The sequence below is a fragment of the Lentzea sp. JNUCC 0626 genome (assembly GCF_043632865.1).
In the GTDB taxonomy this organism is placed as follows: Bacteria; Actinomycetota; Actinomycetes; order Mycobacteriales; family Pseudonocardiaceae; genus Lentzea.
This window is the reverse complement of sequence record NZ_CP171635.1, coordinates 8,324,076-8,338,233: the sequence shown is the minus strand read 5'-3', so window position 1 is coordinate 8,338,233 and position 14,158 is coordinate 8,324,076. Positions and strand designations below refer to the sequence as shown.

Here is a 14,158-nt window from a genome sequence, read left to right as displayed (position 1 = left end):
TCAGCTCACCTCCCCACCCGTGCCCACGGCGTGAGCAGCCGTCCGATCAGCAACAGCAGACCGTCCGCGAGGACCGCCAGCACGACCGTCCCGATGAGACCCGCGAGAACCTTCGGGCTGTTGTCGGTCTGGTAGCCCTCGGTGAAGAGCTGGCCGTAGCCGCCGAGCCCGACGAGCGCGCCGACGCTCACCATGCTGATGTTCGACACGGTCGCGACCCGCAGGCCCGCGAGCGTGACCGGCAGCGCCAGCGGGAAGTCGACGGTGAGGAAGCGCCGGAACGGCCGGTAGCCCATCGCGTTCGCGGCGGCGATCACGTTGCCGGGCACCGCGGCGAGCGCGTCCGCGATGGACCTGATCATCAGCGCGACCGTGTAGACGGTCAGCGGCACGATGACGTTGATCTCGTCGAGGATCTTCACCCCGATGATCACCGGCGTGATCACGATGAGCGCGATGGACGGGATCGTGAAGAGGATGTTGGCGAACGGGAAGAGCACCGTGCGCGCCGTCTGCGACCGGCTCGCCCACCACCCGAGCGGGATGGCGAGCACGAACCCGATCAGCACCGGCAGCACGGAGAGCCGGAGGTGCACCGCGGTGACCTCCCAGAACCTCTCCCAGTTGTCGAAGATCCAGGTCACCTCGGGACCTCACCCGCCGCGCGGGCCTTCGCGAGCGCCTGGATCACGTCGTCGGCCTTGACCACGCCGCTCACCGCACCTGCGTCGTCGACCACCACACCGAGCGCGGACGGCGAGCTCAGCGCCGCGTCGAGCGCGCCCCTGAGACTGCTGCCGTCGTAGAGCGATCCGCCCGAGACGAGGTCCTGCTCGTTCACCTCGACCTCACCGTCCACACCGGACAGCCAGCCCTTGGGCCGGTTCTGCTCGTCGACGACCAGCGTCCAGTCCGTGACGGTGATCCGCTCGCCCAACTTCGCCGTCGTGACGGGGTGAACGGGCACTTCCGCGTGGAGGAAGGTGAGAGTCCGGTAGCCGCGGTCCCTGCCGACGAACGAGGCCACGAAGTCGTTGGCGGGCGCGCTCAGCAGCTCCTGCGGCTTCGCGTACTGCGCGAGGTGCCCGCCCTTCTGGAACACCGCGACGCGTTCGCCGAGCTTGAGCGCCTCGTCGATGTCGTGCGTGACGAACACGATCGTCTTGTCGAGTTCCGCTTGCAGGCGAAGGAGTTCGTTCTGCAGGTCCTCGCGCACCACCGGGTCGACGGCGCTGAACGGTTCGTCCATCAGCAGCACGGGCGGGTCGGCCGCGAGCGCGCGAGCGACACCGACGCGTTGCTGCTGCCCACCGGAGAGCTGCGCCGGGTACCGCTTGCCGAAGTTCGCGTCGAGCCCGACGATCTCCAGCAGTTCAGCGGCCCGCGTGCGCGCCTTGCGTTTGTCCCAACCGGACAGAAGAGGAACGGTCGCGATGTTGTCCAGCACGGTCCGGTGCGGGAACAACCCCGCCTGCTGGATCACGTAGCCGATGCCGCGCCGCAACGTGGGCGGATCGACGGTGAGGACGTCCTTGCCGTCCACCAGGATCGTGCCCGAGGTGGGGTCGATCATGCGGTTGACCATGCGCAGCGACGTCGTCTTGCCACAGCCGGAAGGACCGACGAACACCGTGATGGTGCCCGCCTCGACCGCGAGGTCGAGCTCGTCGACAGCGATGGTCCCGTCCTCGAACCGCTTGGTTACGGCCCGGAACTCGATCACCCTTCGGATCCCTCCGGTCGTGACGGTCTCCCCGATTCGGACCGCCCTGGATGCAGATCCCAAAGACCTTAACTCGTTCGGCGTACCCCGGCACAGCGTTCCACGATGTGACAGGCCGTATGGTTTACCGCTTGTGACGATCGACCAGGTTCGCCAGTTGGTGACGGAACGCGGCGTGCACGCCCGCAAGCTCCGCGAGGTGTTGTCCCTGCTCAGCGAGGACTGGCACCCGCTGGCCGAACTGGTGCGCCTGCCCGCGGTACCCCGCCGCACCGTGCAGGACCTGCTGAAGGCCCTGGGGGACGACGCCGAATCTTCAGGCGATCGTTACCGCATCGCACCCGGCCTGGTGCCCGCCTACCGCGCGGAGTTCGGTGTTTCCGGTGTGCGCGACCACACCGACGTGCTGCGCCAGATCCTCGTGGACATCGCGGACGTGCCGCCGCCGTTGTCCTCGTTGGACCACGTGCAGGCCACCGCTGAGACCGCTCTCAACCGCGCCGTGTGGCTGGATTCCGTCTACGACCTGTCGGGCAAGCGCCTGCTGTGCCTGGGCGACCACGACCTGACGTCGCTGGCGGTCGCGGCGGTCAACCCGCACGTGTCGATCACCGTCGTGGACCTGGACGAGCGGCTGCTGGAGTTCATCGACTCGCGCGCGGCGGCACGGGGTTTGAACATCCGGACGTTGCACTGCGACATGCGTTTCGGGCTGCCGCAGGCCGTTCTCGAGTCGGCCGACCTGATCTTCAGCGACCCGCCCTACACGCCCGAGGGCATGGGTCTGTTCGCCGGCCGCGGCATCGAGGCCCTGGAGGACATCGCTTCGGGCCGCCTGCTGCTCGCGTACGGATTCTCCGACCGCACCCCCGCGCTGGGCCTGAAGGTGCAGCAGGAGCTCCAGAAGCTCGGCCTGGTCTTCGAGGCGATCATCCCGGCGTTCCACCGCTTCGACGGCGCCCAGGCCATCGGCTCCGCTGCGGACCTCTACGTGTGCCGCCCGACCGGCCGCCGCGCGGTGTCCGGCGGCACCCGCATCTACACGCACGGCGCGCAGTCCGTCGAGTCGTCCGGGCCTTCGTCCGAGGCTTTGGCCGCTTTGTCCGACCTGGCCCCGCGCCCCGAGTCCTCGCCGCCGCCGAAGCCCCGTGCCGCCGGCTGGGCCGAGCCCGTCGGCAAGGGAGCCGCCTCGCTCGCCGTCGACCTGTCCGCGGACCCCGGCCCGTGGCTGCTGCGCACGCTGCTCGCGTCGTCACCCGCCCGGCTGGCGTGCCTGGTGCCGAACAACCACCCCGCCGTGTCGTCGGAGGCGGGGCAGAAGGAACTGCAGGAACTCGTCGCGACGCGGTTCAAGTTGAAATTCCTGCGCAACAACCCAGATGGCAAGACGACGATCGTCGTCGCCGATCAGGTCCTGACCGGGACGCTGTCGCTGGGCGAGCGGGCCGTGCGCGAGGTGCTGATGAAGGCGCACGGCAAGCTGCGCAACGTGTGGCGGGAGGCGTTGATCACGGCTTCCCAGGGCGTGCTGACGAAGAAGCAGGCGGCCGAGATCATCGACAACGCTCCGGTGGAGCAGGAGGACCTGGAGCTTCGGCTGATCGACCTGCCGAAGCACCGGATCGCGGCGTTGCTGCCGGAGGTCTCAGCCAGCGCGGGGTATGTGGAGCGGACCGAGGGCTAGCACGGCGCGGAACTCCTTGGGCGGCACCGGACGCGAGAACAGCCACCCCTGGTAGGCGTCCACCCCGACGCCCCGCAGCACGTGGAACTGGGTCGCGGTCTCCACGCCCTCCGCCACGCACTTGCGCCCCATCGCCCGCGCCATGTCCACCACGGCGCGGGCCACGGCGAAGTCCGAGGAGTCGTTGCCCACGCCCGAAACGAAGCGGCGGTCCACCTTGATGATCTGGGCCGGCAGGTCCTTCAGGCGGGCCAGCGACGAGTAGCCGGTGCCGAAGTCGTCGACGGCGAACTGCACGCCGCGCTTCACCAGTTCGTCCATCGACTGGCGGACGCGCGAAGGCAGGTCGACGAAGGCCGTCTCGACCAGCTCGAGCACCACGCGTTCCCACGGGACGCCGGACTCCATGATCGCGGTCGAGACGATGTCCACGAACTCCGGATCGCCCGGGACGAGGCCCGCCAGGTTCACCGCCACGGACACCGGGCGGCCGTCGGGCGCGGGCCAGGTCGCGGCCTCGCGCAACGCCGTGCGCAGCACCCAGCGGTCGAGTTCGCGCATCAGGTCGCCCTGTTCGGCGACGGGCAGGAACACGTCCGGCGGCAAGAGCCCACGATCAGGATGCGGCCACCGCACCAGAGCCTCGGCGGTCAGCACGGAGCCGTCGACGCCGACGACGGGCTGGTAGTGCAACGCAAGACCGTCGTGCTGCAACGCGTCGCGCAGCTGGCCTTCGAGGTGCACCTGACGGTCGGCGGAGGCGATCAGCGCGGCCGAAGCCAGGGACACGCGACCGGCACCGGCTCGCTTCGCCTCGAACATCGCGGCGTCCGCGAACCGCAGCAGGTCGGCACCGTTGGCGCGCGAACCGTTGGGCACGGCGGCACCGATCGACGCCGAGACGCGGACCAGCTGGCCGTGCACGGGAACGGCGGTGCGCAGCAACGAAGCGACCCGCGTCGCCAGCGCGTCCACGCCGCCGACGGAGTCGATGTCCTCGGAGATGATCACGTACTCGTCGCCGGACAGGCGGGCGGCGGTGCAGCCGTCGGGCAGGCCGCCTTCGAGCCGGCGAGCCAGAGCGACGAGCAGCTCGTCGCCGGCGTCGTGACCGAGGGAGTCGTTGACGCGCTTGAAGTTGTCGATGTCGCAGAACAGCACGGCGACCTTGGAGCGGCCGGGGCCGTCCAGGGCCTTGCCGAGGATCTCCTTCACCAGCGCGCGGTTCGGCAGGCCGGTGAGTTCGTCGTGGGTGGCCTGGTGGCGCAACGCCTCGGCGGCGCGGCGGCGTTCGGTGATGTCCAGGAAGACGATCAGCCAGAAGCGGCGGCCGTCGTCCTGGACGGACAGGGCGATGTGGAGCTCGCAGTAGACCTTCTCGCCGTCCGGGCGGACCAGGATGCGCTGCGGGATCTTCTGCGTGCGTTCGGCGGCCCACTGCAGGCCCGGCGAGGTGTCCTCGGGGTGGGTGAGCTGTTCGGCGGTCATGCCGCGCAGCTGTTCCAGTTCCATGCCGAGCAGGTCGCACAACGCGTCGTTGGCGTCGACCAGGCGCTCGCCCTCGTCGAACAGGCCGATGCCCACGGGCGTCACGGACACGAGGTCGGTGAAGCGCTGCGACGACCGCTTCATGCGGGCTTCGGCGGCGCGCTGTTCGGTGACGTCCTGGGCGGTGCCGACGGCGAGCTGCTTGCCGCGCGGGTCGTGCACGATCATGCCGTGGCACCGGAAGATGCGGGTCGCGCCGTCGGTCGGGCGCACGACGCGGTGCTCGCACTGGACCGCGATCTCGTCGACGGAGAGCTGGCGCCACAGGTCGTCGACCCACGAGCGGTCCTCGGGGTGCACGAGGTCGAGGTAGTACTGGTAGCTGCCCGCCACCTCGGCGGGGATGCCGTAGAGGTCGCGCAGCATGTCGGACCAGACGACCACGCCGGTGCCGGGGTTCCACTCCCACATGCCGAGGCGGGCGGCCTGCTGGGCGTCGGCCAGTCTGCGGCGGTCCTCGCGCATCTGGCGTTCGAGGGCACGCGCTTCGGTGACGTCCTGGATGGTGCCGTGGTAGCGCTCGATGCTGCCGGACGACGCGAACTCCGCGCGGGCACGGCACATGTAGACGCGTTCGCCGACCTCGCTGCGGACCTCGATCTCGACCGGTTCGCCGTCGCTCGCGTGCAGCAGGGAGTGCCGCAACGCCTTCACGGCCTCGCGGTCCTCCGGGTGCACGCCGCTCAGCAGGTCGTCGTCCGGCGTCATGCCGAGCTCGGCGAACATCTCCATCAGCACTTCGCTGCGGTGCACGGCGCGGGTGCCGGTCTCGTACGCCCAGCTGCCGATGCGGGCGATGCGCTGCGCCTCCAGCAGCCGCGCCCGTTCCTGGGCGAGCTCTGTGGCGGCGCGCTTCGCCTCGGTGATGTCGCGGATGTAGCCGGTGATCTTGTCCAGCGCGCCCGCGTCGTCGAGCTTCGCCTCCGCGACGCCGCGGATCCACCGCAGCTGGCCGTCGGGGCGGATGATCCGGTACTCGATGTCTATCGGGTCGCCGGTGATCTCGCGGCCGTGCCAGTACGTCTCGACCATGTGGTAGTCGGTCGGGTGCACGACGTCGAGGACGGCCTGCGCGCCGGGCACGACCGTGCCGCGTTCGAGGCCGAGCAGTTCGTAGTGCGTGTCCGACCAGACGGTCAGGCCCGTGCCGGGATCGAACTCCCAGGAGCCCAGCTCGGCGACGCGCTGCACCTTGCGCAGGCGGCGCTGTTCGTCGCGCAACGCGTCTGCGGCGGTCGCGAGGTCGGAGACGTCGATCAGCAGAACGGCCTGCAGGCCCGTTCCCGGTACGGCGTGCCGGGCGACGCGCACCGGCAGCTCGGAGCTGTCCGCGCGCAGCAGTCGCAGGTCGGAGGTGTTGCCGAGGAGCAGCTCACCGAGCGGGTGCCCGACGAGGTCGTCGGCTCCCTGCGCGCCCGCGAGCTCCACGGCGGCCGGGTTGGCCTGCATGACGACGCCCTTGCCGTCGACGAGCAACGACGGCGCGTCGGGCAGAGTCAGCCCGTCCAACGTCATCGGAGGTTTCCCGTTCGCCGGCGCAGCCGCCCGTGCACGGCCGTTCACCACCGTCGCGCGTCCCACCCACTTGGGCACCGACCCACCCTCTCCCGCATCCACCGCCCGCGGCAATTCGGGTGGGCACGACAACGGCACCCGAACGGCGGCAAACACGAACCCTCTCCTCGGGTGAACACCCGAGGAGAGGGACGGTAGCGCTTCAGAGCGTCATCGCCCACCCCTGCACGGGTTAACGAAAAGCCACGTTCGTGGTTCCGGTTCCCATGAAGATGCAAATGAGTGGCGAATACAGGCGTGTGATCAGGCGACTCCGTCTGCCTTCGCGGCGACGGCCACAGCCGCTGCGACCTCGGGTCCGACCCTCGGGTCGAGTGCCGAGGGCACAATTCGGTCTGGGCCCAAATCATCTTTCGCGACGGCCAGAATTGCGTCGGCGGCCGCGAGTTTCATGCCTTCGGTGATCCGTCGCGCACCCGCGTCGAGAGCCCCGCGGAAAATGCCGGGGAACGCGAGCACGTTGTTGATCTGGTTCGGGAAGTCGCTGCGGCCGGTGGCCACGATCGCGGCGTGCCGGGCGGCGACGTCCGGGTGCACCTCGGGGTCCGGGTTCGACAGCGCGAACACGATCGAGTCGTTCGCCATGCTCGCGATGAGGTCCTCGGAGACCTTGGAGGACGACACCCCGATGAACACGTCGGCGCCGCGCAGGGCGACGTCGATGCCACCGTCGAGGTTGCTCTTGTTCGTGACCGCCGCGATCTCTTCCTTGACCGGGTTGAGACCGGCGCGGCCCGTGCGGACGATGCCGCGCGAGTCGAGCAGCGTGATGTCACCGGCGCCGGCCGCGATGAGGATCTTGGCGATCGCGATGCCCGCGGCACCCGCACCGGAGATGACCACCCGCTGGTCGCCGATGTTCTTGCTCAGGACGGTGTTCGCGCCGTTGAGCGCCGCCAGCGACACGACGGCGGTGCCGTGCTGGTCGTCGTGCATGACGGGGCAGTCGAGCGCCTCGATCAGCTTCTGCTCCAGTTCGAAGCAGCGCGGCGCGGAGACGTCCTCGAGGTTGACCGCGCCGAACGACGGGCGCAGCCGCACCAGCGTCTCGACGATCTCGTCCACGTCCGTCGTGTTGAGCACGAGCGGGATGGAGTCGAGGCCGCCGAACGTCTTGAACAGCGCGGACTTGCCCTCCATGACGGGCAGCGACGCGCTCGGGCCGATGTCGCCGAGACCGAGCACCGCGGTGCCGTCGCTGACGACGACGACCAGGCGGTGCGCCCACGTGTACTTCGCGGCCAGGGAGGCGTCCTGCGCGATGGCCTTGCTCACTCGTGCGACACCAGGGGTGTACGCGATGGACAGCGCCTTCGGGTCAGCGAGCGAGGCGGTCGCGCCGACCTCGAGCTTCCCGCCCAGGTGCGCGTTGAAGATCTCCTCGTCCGTCAACTGCGTCGGATCGGAGTTCTCGATACGGGCTTCGTTCACTGCTGTCACGGCGTCCCTCCTGCGGTGCGGGCGGCGTAGTGGCCCTTTAAGTCGGGCTCATCACCAAACGGCGCACCGGCCCAGCGTTGTCACGCCGGGTACACGGGGCCTGGAAACTCGGTCGTGCCCTCCGACGAGTTGCGTCGGAGAACCGCCCGAGTGCTGCGGGTGACGGGAAGTGTGGCAGGGTCCCGCGTCGCTGTCTGCGGCGGGGATCACACTTTTTCCGCAGGTCAGAGGGCATGTAGCAAGACGTCCGTCCGGTTTTCTGGACCGACCGGTCAGTTTCCGCTGGCAGGAAGCACCCGATCGGTCAAGAAAGATTGACGCCTTAGAGTGACGGCATGCAGGCGAGTTCGCTGAAAATTGACGGCGCGTTCGAGTTCACTCCCCGATCATTTCCCGACGACCGCGGCGTGTTCGTCTCGCCGTACCAGGAGGCCGCCTTCGTCGAGGCGGTCGGGCACCCGCTTCGGGTCGCCCAGACGAACCACTCCGTGTCCCGCGCGGGGACGATCCGGGGCATCCACTACGCGGACGTCCCGCCGTCGCAGGCGAAGTACGTCTTCTGCCCGCGCGGCTCGTTCATCGACGTGATCGTGGACATCCGCGTCGGCTCCCCCACCTTCGGGCAGTGGGACGCCGTGCTGGTGAACTCCGAGAAGTGCAACGCGGTGTACCTGGCCGAGGGCCTGGGCCACGCGATGATCGCCCTCGAGGACGACACGACGATGAACTACCTCTGTTCCACGCCCTACAACCCGACCGGCGAACACGGCCTCACCCCGCTCGACCCGGCCTTGGACCTGCCGTGGCCGCGCGAGCTCGAGTTCAAGCTGTCCGAGAAGGACACGGCCGCGCCGACCTTGGCCGAGGCCTACGAGGCCGGTGTCCTGCCCCGCTACGAGGACTGCCTCGCGCTGTACGCCTCGCTCAAGGCGTGAGATTCACGGCCGGAGCGTAGGTCTCGGCCATAGTCGAGCTTTGACCACTCCGAGCACCTCAGCGGGTCCGAGGTGCTCGGAGTCGGTGCTCGCGAACGGGTTGTCTCCCACCACGTGCCACCCGCCGTCCACTTCGTGGGAGGCGCGCTTGACCGACAGTTGACCCGGCCGACTTGCCCACCTGACCATCACGATCTGCCCCGCTTTGGGTGTCGCACCCCACCTGACCAGCACGATGTCGTCGTCGTGGAGTGCGGGAACCATCGACGGCCCCTTGACGAGCACGGTGGAGAGGCGCGGTCTCAACGATCACCCTTCGATCAGCCGGAGTAGGGTCCTACCTGTCGGAGCATCCACTGTCTTTTCTCATTCTGGGAGGAACGATGCGACTCGTGTCGCGCATTCTCCGCCCGCGCGTCGAAGCCACCGCGCACTGCGACCTGCCCTGCGGCGTCTACGACCCGGCGCAGGCCCGCATCGAGGCCGAGTCCGTCAAGGCGGTCCAGGAGAAGTACCAGGCCAACGAGGACCCGGAGTTCCGGGAGCGCGCCGTCCTGATCAAGGAGCAGCGCAGCGAGCTCGTCAAGCACCACCTGTGGGTGCTGTGGACGGACTACTTCAAGCCGCCGCACTTCGAGAAGTACCCCGAACTGCACGACCTGTTCAACCGCGCCACCAAGGCCGCGGGTGCGTCGGGCACCAAGGGTTCGATGGACCCGGCCAGCGGCCAGGCCCTGCTCGACCTGATCGCCCAGATCGACAAGATCTTCTGGGAGACCAAGCAGGGCTGATCGCCAAGCCCTGAGAACGACGCTGACCAGCGAAAACCTCTTTCGTCGGTCAGCGTCGTTTGTCGTCTCTCGGGGTTGTTTCACGGCCCGAGGACGGCCCAAGTCAGTCCACTTTGGATGATGCCCAGGCGGGCCGTCGAGTCGGTTCGCGCATGAATGAAGCTTGACGCTCATTCGAACACGTGCGCGATGAGTGTCCGAGTGCGGATGACATGGCAGCAAGCAGCGCATTTCGACACCCAGGTGGACCTTCTGCGCAGGCTGGCCAACACCTCCACGCGGTTCGGTGTCGGTGAGGTCGACGGCAGCCCGGCGATCGTTGACAACCGCTTGCCGAACGGCGAATGCGTGCGTGTCGACGGCCCTGCGGCGCCGGACCTGATGCGGCATCTGTTCCACCTCAACCACTACGCGCTCCTGACCCTCGCCGGACTCCTCGAAGCAGCCCGCGACGCGCTGAAGCAACGTTGAATCGTTGGCGAGCCTGTGGGCTGGTCAACGCCGCCAAGGCGTTGAGCTATCCATAGGCGCGGCAGCCGAGCGCCATGACCAGCCGACCACCGCGCGCTCGTTCCAACTGCAGCAGGAATCCCACCTGTGTCATTACAGGGGTGAGTGACGTCCCGTTCGGGACCGCAGAAGACGATCACCAGAGAGGCATGGCGGGTGACGAAGACCTGGGCCCAGCTTCAGTCCCTGTCCAGGGAAGAGCTGATTGCAGAGCATGATCGAGTAGCGGCGCACACCACCACGGGCCTCGGGCTCCTGCGAGATGAACTGATGCATCACGCGCTACTGGAAAGCACCGAAGCCGCCCTGAAGGAAGCTCGTGCCGCCAGGCGCATGACGAACGCAAGCGTCGGCCTCGCAGTTGTGGCGGCAGCAATCGCACTGATCGCACTGATCGGCGACTTTTCCCGAGAAGCGGACCCCGTGCTCATCACGGTGACGACTCCTGCCCCAGCGACAGCCACGATCTCATCCGTGGCACCTTCCAGCGCTCCGACGCCCAGCGGCTAAGTCTTACTCCCTGCGGTTCCTGTGGGGCTGCTCGGCCGCTATCCCGTCCGGTCGGGGTAGGCCCTGCCTCCCGTCGCCGGGCGCGGGTGGGTGGCCGAAGGCCGCGCCGCCCGCTTGCCCGAGCGACAAAGGGACGGGGCCGTGAAGCCCCTGCCGGACGGGATCAGCACAGTGCGGCCGAGCGGCCCCGCAGGGGCCGCCTTGATGAAGAAGAGAAACTCTGAACACGACCGCCGCGACAGGGCCTAACAGCAGCCCGAGGAAGAGTCGGCCAACGGCAAGGTAACCGCGCCAACAGGAACATCGGCCGGCTTGACCGCTCGGACGATCGCGGAGTGCATCCCGTCGGCGACCTCATGGGTCGAGGTGATCTCTACGTCGGTGAAGCCCGCGGCTTCGAGGCCGTCCCGGTACTCGGTGAACGACAGTGCCCCGGCGATGCAGCCGACGTAGCTACCGCGCTCGGCCCTCTGCTCGGTCGTGAGGTCGTCGTTCGACACGACATCGGAGACGCCGATACGGCCACCAGGCTTGAGGACGCGGAACGTTTCGGCGAACACGGCGGGCTTGTCGGTAGACAGGTTGATCACACAGTTGGAGATCACGACGTCGATCGTGTTGGCGGGCAACGGAATCGCCTCGATGTTGCCCTTGAGGAACTCGACGTTCGTCGCTCCAGCCCTCGCCGTGTTGGCCAACGCCAGGGCCAACATCTCCTCGGTCATGTCCAGGCCGTAGGCCTTGCCGGTTGGGCCGACTCGCCGCGCGGACAGCAGGACGTCGATCCCGCCCCCGGAACCCAGGTCCAAGACCCGCTCGCCCTCGTTCAGATCGGCGACGGCGGTCGGGTTGCCGCACCCGAGTGAGGCGGCGACGGCTTCGGCCGGCAGGGCTTCGCGGTCGTCTGCGGCGTAGAGGGTCGAGCCGAAGTTCTCGTCGGTCTCGATGGGCTGGGGTCCACAACACGCCGTGTCGCCGTCAGTCACTTTCACGGCTGCTGCGGCGTAGCGCTGGCGCACGACCTCGCGCAGGTCTGCGGACGACTCGCTCATCTCTGCCCCTCAAATCGTTGTATCGATATCAGTCGATGCAACCTTGCGCCTTGATTCGAAGAACGTCAAGATAGAAGAGTGTCGAATCAAGAGCTGGAGATCGTGAAGACGGACGGCTGTTGCAGCACCGTGAGCGCTGCGCCGCTGGACGCCGAACAGGCCGTCGAGCTGGCCGCCGTCTTCAAGGCTCTGGGCGACCCGGTGCGGCTGCGGTTGCTGTCGATGATCGCGTCTCGCGAGGGTGGCGAGGTCTGCGTCTGCGAGCTGACGCCGGCCTTCGACTTGGCGCAGCCGACGATCTCGCACCACCTCAAGCTGCTGCGGCAAGCCGGACTCGTGGACTGCGAACGACGCGGAACCTGGGTCTACTACTGGGCACTGCCCGCCACGCTCGACCGGCTCGCCGGGTTCCTGCGCACCTCCGTGAACGCATGACCGGCACGCTCAGACGCTGGGCGACTGCTGAGCGCTCGGCACTGCCGCGCTCGTGGCGGTGGTCGTCGGCTCCGGGATTCAAGCCGCGGAACTGTCGCAAGACGTCGGCGTGCGGCTGCTCGCCAACTCGATCGCCACCGTGCTCAGCCTCGGCGTGCTGATCGCGTTGTTCGGACCGGTGTCGGGGGCACACTTCAACCCCGTGGCCACGCTCGCCTCCTGGTTCGTGAACCGTCCGCCGCTCAAGGAGGTCGGCGCCTACATCGGGGCGCAGACGGCCGGTGCGATCGGTGGCGCGGTCGTGGCCAACGCGACGTTCGCCGAACCGCTCGTCGCCTGGTCGCCCCACCAACGGGACGCCTCGAATCTGCTCGTCGGTGAGGTGGTGGCCACGGCGGGACCCTCGTCGGTCGCACCGTTCATCGCTGCTCAACTACTCGGTGGAGTCGTGGGCCTGGTCCTCGTCGCCGTCGTCTTCAGCAGTCCAGCCCCGTCACGCTCCAAGGAGCCAAAGCCGTGAGCCGTCCGTCCGTGCTGTTCGTCTGCGTGCACAACGCCGGCCGTTCCCAGATGGCCGCCGCCTTCCTGACCCACCTCGCCGAGGACCGTGTCGAGGTGCGCTCTGCGGGCTCGGCCCCGGCCGACAGGGTGAACGCCCACGTCGTGCAGGCAATGAAGGAAGTCGGGATCGACATCTCCCACGAGTCGCCGAAGGTGCTGACCACCGACGCGGTGCAGGCCTCGGACGTCGTGATCACCATGGGCTGCGGCGACGCCTGCCCCTTCTTCCCCGGCAAGCGCTACCTCGACTGGGTGCTGGAAGATCCCGCCGGGCAAGGTGTCGAGCAGATCCGGCCGATCCGCGACGAGATCGAACGTCGTGTGCGCAGCCTCATCGAGGAGATCGCGCCCACCTCGGCGTGAAGCGAGCGCTAAGCCTGATTCCGCAAGCCATGCGACCGGGCTAGCCCTCCAGTTTCCCGATCTGGATCGCCCCCGCCTCCGCGTCAGTCACCACGACCCGCACGTTCTTGAGCTTCTCGTTGTGCAGGACCGAGCATCCGAACGCGTTGCCCGCCCTGATCGCCACGTGCTCGGGGCAGCTCATCTCACTGCTCGACCCCGGCAGGTCGCCCCGTTCGCCCAGCGTCCGCTGCACCCGTTTGGCGAGTTCGGCGCTGTTGAACGTCATCTCCTGCCGCGCCGCGACCGGTGCCTCGGTGAACAACAGGACCTTCGCCGTCAGCAGGACGGCACAAACGGCGACCACCACGGCAGACGCGGCTAGCGCGAACTGTGCGCTCCGACTCATCACGGGCATTTCTTAGCCGATCGGGTCCGCCGCCGGAGGGCAATCGGCTTGCTAGAGGCCGAATGCGCCGCCCTCGACGAGGATCAGCACGCCGATGCCGATCAACACCACCGGCAGCACGACGTGGCCCCACTTCGACAGCACGCGCGCGATTGCCGGGCGCGTGGCGAAGTAGCGGCCCATGGCCACCCACAACGCGACCAGCAGAAGGAACACGGCCACGTAGACCGCCATGCCACTCACACCTGAGGTCGCGAACACGGGCACGTAGACGCCGATGTTGTCGCCGCCGTTGGCGAACGTGACGGCGGCGACCGCGAGGATCGTCGGGCTCGCTGTCTGTTGCTCGACGGGGTCGTTGCGGTGCTGCCACGCGCTGACGGCGGCCTTGATGCCGAGGGCGAGGGGCAGCAGGCCCAGATACGGGATCGCTTGCTCCGGCAGGAAGGTGGCGCCGAACGCGGCTGCCACCGCGGCGCCGAGGATGCCCGCGAAGCCCAGGTACTGGCCCAGGGTGATGGTGCGGGTGGTGTGGCGTTGGCCTGAGCCCTGGGCGAAGAAGAGGGCCAGGATCACGATGTCGTCGATGTTGGTGACGGCGAACAGGCCTACCGCCTGGCCGATGGTGCCGAGGTTCACTTGT

The 14,158-nt window shown here is 68.3% G+C and carries 15 protein-coding genes and 1 pseudogene; 8 read left to right on the top strand and 8 right to left on the bottom strand.

All coding sequences use genetic code 11. From position 1 onward, the window contains the following. Window positions 1–5: 5 nt before the first annotated feature. Window positions 6–644 (bottom strand): ABC transporter permease, encoded by a 639-nt coding sequence (locus tag JNUCC0626_RS38965; RefSeq protein WP_394615661.1) that lies wholly within the window; start codon window positions 642–644, stop codon window positions 6–8. Beyond that, window positions 641–1,723: an ABC transporter ATP-binding protein gene (locus tag JNUCC0626_RS38960; protein ID WP_394615660.1), complete on the bottom strand. Its 1,083-nt coding sequence runs from the start codon at window positions 1,721–1,723 to the stop codon at window positions 641–643. Before JNUCC0626_RS38960 ends, JNUCC0626_RS38965 begins: the two co-directional genes overlap by 4 nt. 133 nt (window positions 1,724–1,856) lie before the next feature. Here JNUCC0626_RS38960 and JNUCC0626_RS38955 point away from each other — a divergent pair, with 133 nt between their 5' ends. After that, window positions 1,857–3,407 carry a bis-aminopropyl spermidine synthase family protein gene (locus JNUCC0626_RS38955; RefSeq protein WP_394615659.1) on the top strand — a complete coding sequence of 517 codons (1,551 nt, stop codon included), beginning with the start codon at window positions 1,857–1,859 and terminating at the stop codon, window positions 3,405–3,407. Here JNUCC0626_RS38955 and JNUCC0626_RS38950 read toward each other — a convergent pair. Together JNUCC0626_RS38950 and JNUCC0626_RS38945 are read right to left on the bottom strand one after the other, a co-directional pair. After that, a complete protein-coding gene (locus tag JNUCC0626_RS38950; protein ID WP_394615658.1) occupies window positions 3,369–6,548 on the bottom strand; it encodes a bifunctional diguanylate cyclase/phosphodiesterase in 3,180 nt (1,059 codons plus the stop codon). The two genes, JNUCC0626_RS38955 and JNUCC0626_RS38950, sit on opposite strands and share 39 nt — an antisense overlap. Window positions 6,549–6,773: 225 nt before the next feature. Continuing rightward, window positions 6,774–7,970 carry an NAD(P)-dependent malic enzyme gene (locus JNUCC0626_RS38945; protein WP_394615657.1) on the bottom strand — a complete coding sequence of 399 codons (1,197 nt, stop codon included), beginning with the start codon at window positions 7,968–7,970 and terminating at the stop codon, window positions 6,774–6,776. Between the two features lie 335 nt (window positions 7,971–8,305). Here JNUCC0626_RS38945 and JNUCC0626_RS38940 point away from each other — a divergent pair, with 335 nt between their 5' ends. After that, window positions 8,306–8,905 (top strand): dTDP-4-dehydrorhamnose 3,5-epimerase family protein, encoded by a 600-nt coding sequence (locus tag JNUCC0626_RS38940; RefSeq protein WP_394615656.1) that lies wholly within the window; start codon window positions 8,306–8,308, stop codon window positions 8,903–8,905. A 3-nt stretch (window positions 8,906–8,908) separates the two neighbouring features. Here the strand turns inward: JNUCC0626_RS38940 and JNUCC0626_RS38935 are convergent, their stop codons facing one another. Next, window positions 8,909–9,190 (bottom strand): S24 family peptidase, encoded by a 282-nt coding sequence (locus tag JNUCC0626_RS38935; RefSeq protein WP_394615655.1) that lies wholly within the window; start codon window positions 9,188–9,190, stop codon window positions 8,909–8,911. 98 nt (window positions 9,191–9,288) lie between these two features. Here JNUCC0626_RS38935 and sodN point away from each other — a divergent pair, with 98 nt between their 5' ends. The 3 genes from sodN (at window position 9,289) to JNUCC0626_RS38920 (ending at window position 10,716) form a co-directional block, all read left to right on the top strand. Then, window positions 9,289–9,696 carry a superoxide dismutase, Ni gene (sodN, locus tag JNUCC0626_RS38930; RefSeq protein ID WP_030476597.1) on the top strand — a complete coding sequence of 136 codons (408 nt, stop codon included), beginning with the start codon at window positions 9,289–9,291 and terminating at the stop codon, window positions 9,694–9,696. Between the two features lie 201 nt (window positions 9,697–9,897). Continuing rightward, window positions 9,898–10,167: a hypothetical protein gene (locus tag JNUCC0626_RS38925; protein ID WP_394615654.1), complete on the top strand. Its 270-nt coding sequence runs from the start codon at window positions 9,898–9,900 to the stop codon at window positions 10,165–10,167. A 195-nt stretch (window positions 10,168–10,362) separates the two neighbouring features. Continuing rightward, complete coding sequence (locus JNUCC0626_RS38920) at window positions 10,363–10,716, top strand: hypothetical protein (protein WP_394615653.1); 354 nt, start codon at window positions 10,363–10,365, stop codon at window positions 10,714–10,716. A 245-nt stretch (window positions 10,717–10,961) separates the two neighbouring features. Here the strand turns inward: JNUCC0626_RS38920 and arsM are convergent, their stop codons facing one another. Beyond that, a complete protein-coding gene (gene arsM, locus JNUCC0626_RS38915; protein WP_394615652.1) occupies window positions 10,962–11,768 on the bottom strand; it encodes an arsenite methyltransferase in 807 nt (268 codons plus the stop codon). A gap of 78 nt (window positions 11,769–11,846) precedes the next feature. Here arsM and JNUCC0626_RS38910 point away from each other — a divergent pair, with 78 nt between their 5' ends. The 3 genes and pseudogenes from JNUCC0626_RS38910 (at window position 11,847) to JNUCC0626_RS38900 (ending at window position 13,127) form a co-directional block, all read left to right on the top strand. Further along, entirely contained in the window at window positions 11,847–12,203 is a 357-nt protein-coding gene (locus tag JNUCC0626_RS38910; RefSeq protein ID WP_394615651.1) for an ArsR/SmtB family transcription factor, read from the top strand. A 46-nt stretch (window positions 12,204–12,249) separates the two neighbouring features. Continuing rightward, window positions 12,250–12,723: pseudogene (locus tag JNUCC0626_RS38905) on the top strand (aquaporin); the annotation flags it as partial. Next, window positions 12,720–13,127 (top strand): arsenate reductase ArsC, encoded by a 408-nt coding sequence (locus JNUCC0626_RS38900; RefSeq protein WP_430623487.1) that lies wholly within the window; start codon window positions 12,720–12,722, stop codon window positions 13,125–13,127. The pseudogene JNUCC0626_RS38905 and the gene JNUCC0626_RS38900, both read left to right, overlap by 4 nt. Window positions 13,128–13,167: 40 nt before the next feature. On the opposite strand, the gene JNUCC0626_RS38895 is transcribed toward JNUCC0626_RS38900, so the two are convergent. Then, window positions 13,168–13,515 carry a DUF4333 domain-containing protein gene (locus JNUCC0626_RS38895; protein WP_394615650.1) on the bottom strand — a complete coding sequence of 116 codons (348 nt, stop codon included), beginning with the start codon at window positions 13,513–13,515 and terminating at the stop codon, window positions 13,168–13,170. 51 nt (window positions 13,516–13,566) lie between these two features. Next, window positions 13,567–14,154 (bottom strand): cadmium resistance transporter, encoded by a 588-nt coding sequence (locus tag JNUCC0626_RS38890; RefSeq protein ID WP_394615649.1) that lies wholly within the window; start codon window positions 14,152–14,154, stop codon window positions 13,567–13,569. Window positions 14,155–14,158: the final 4 nt, after the last annotated feature.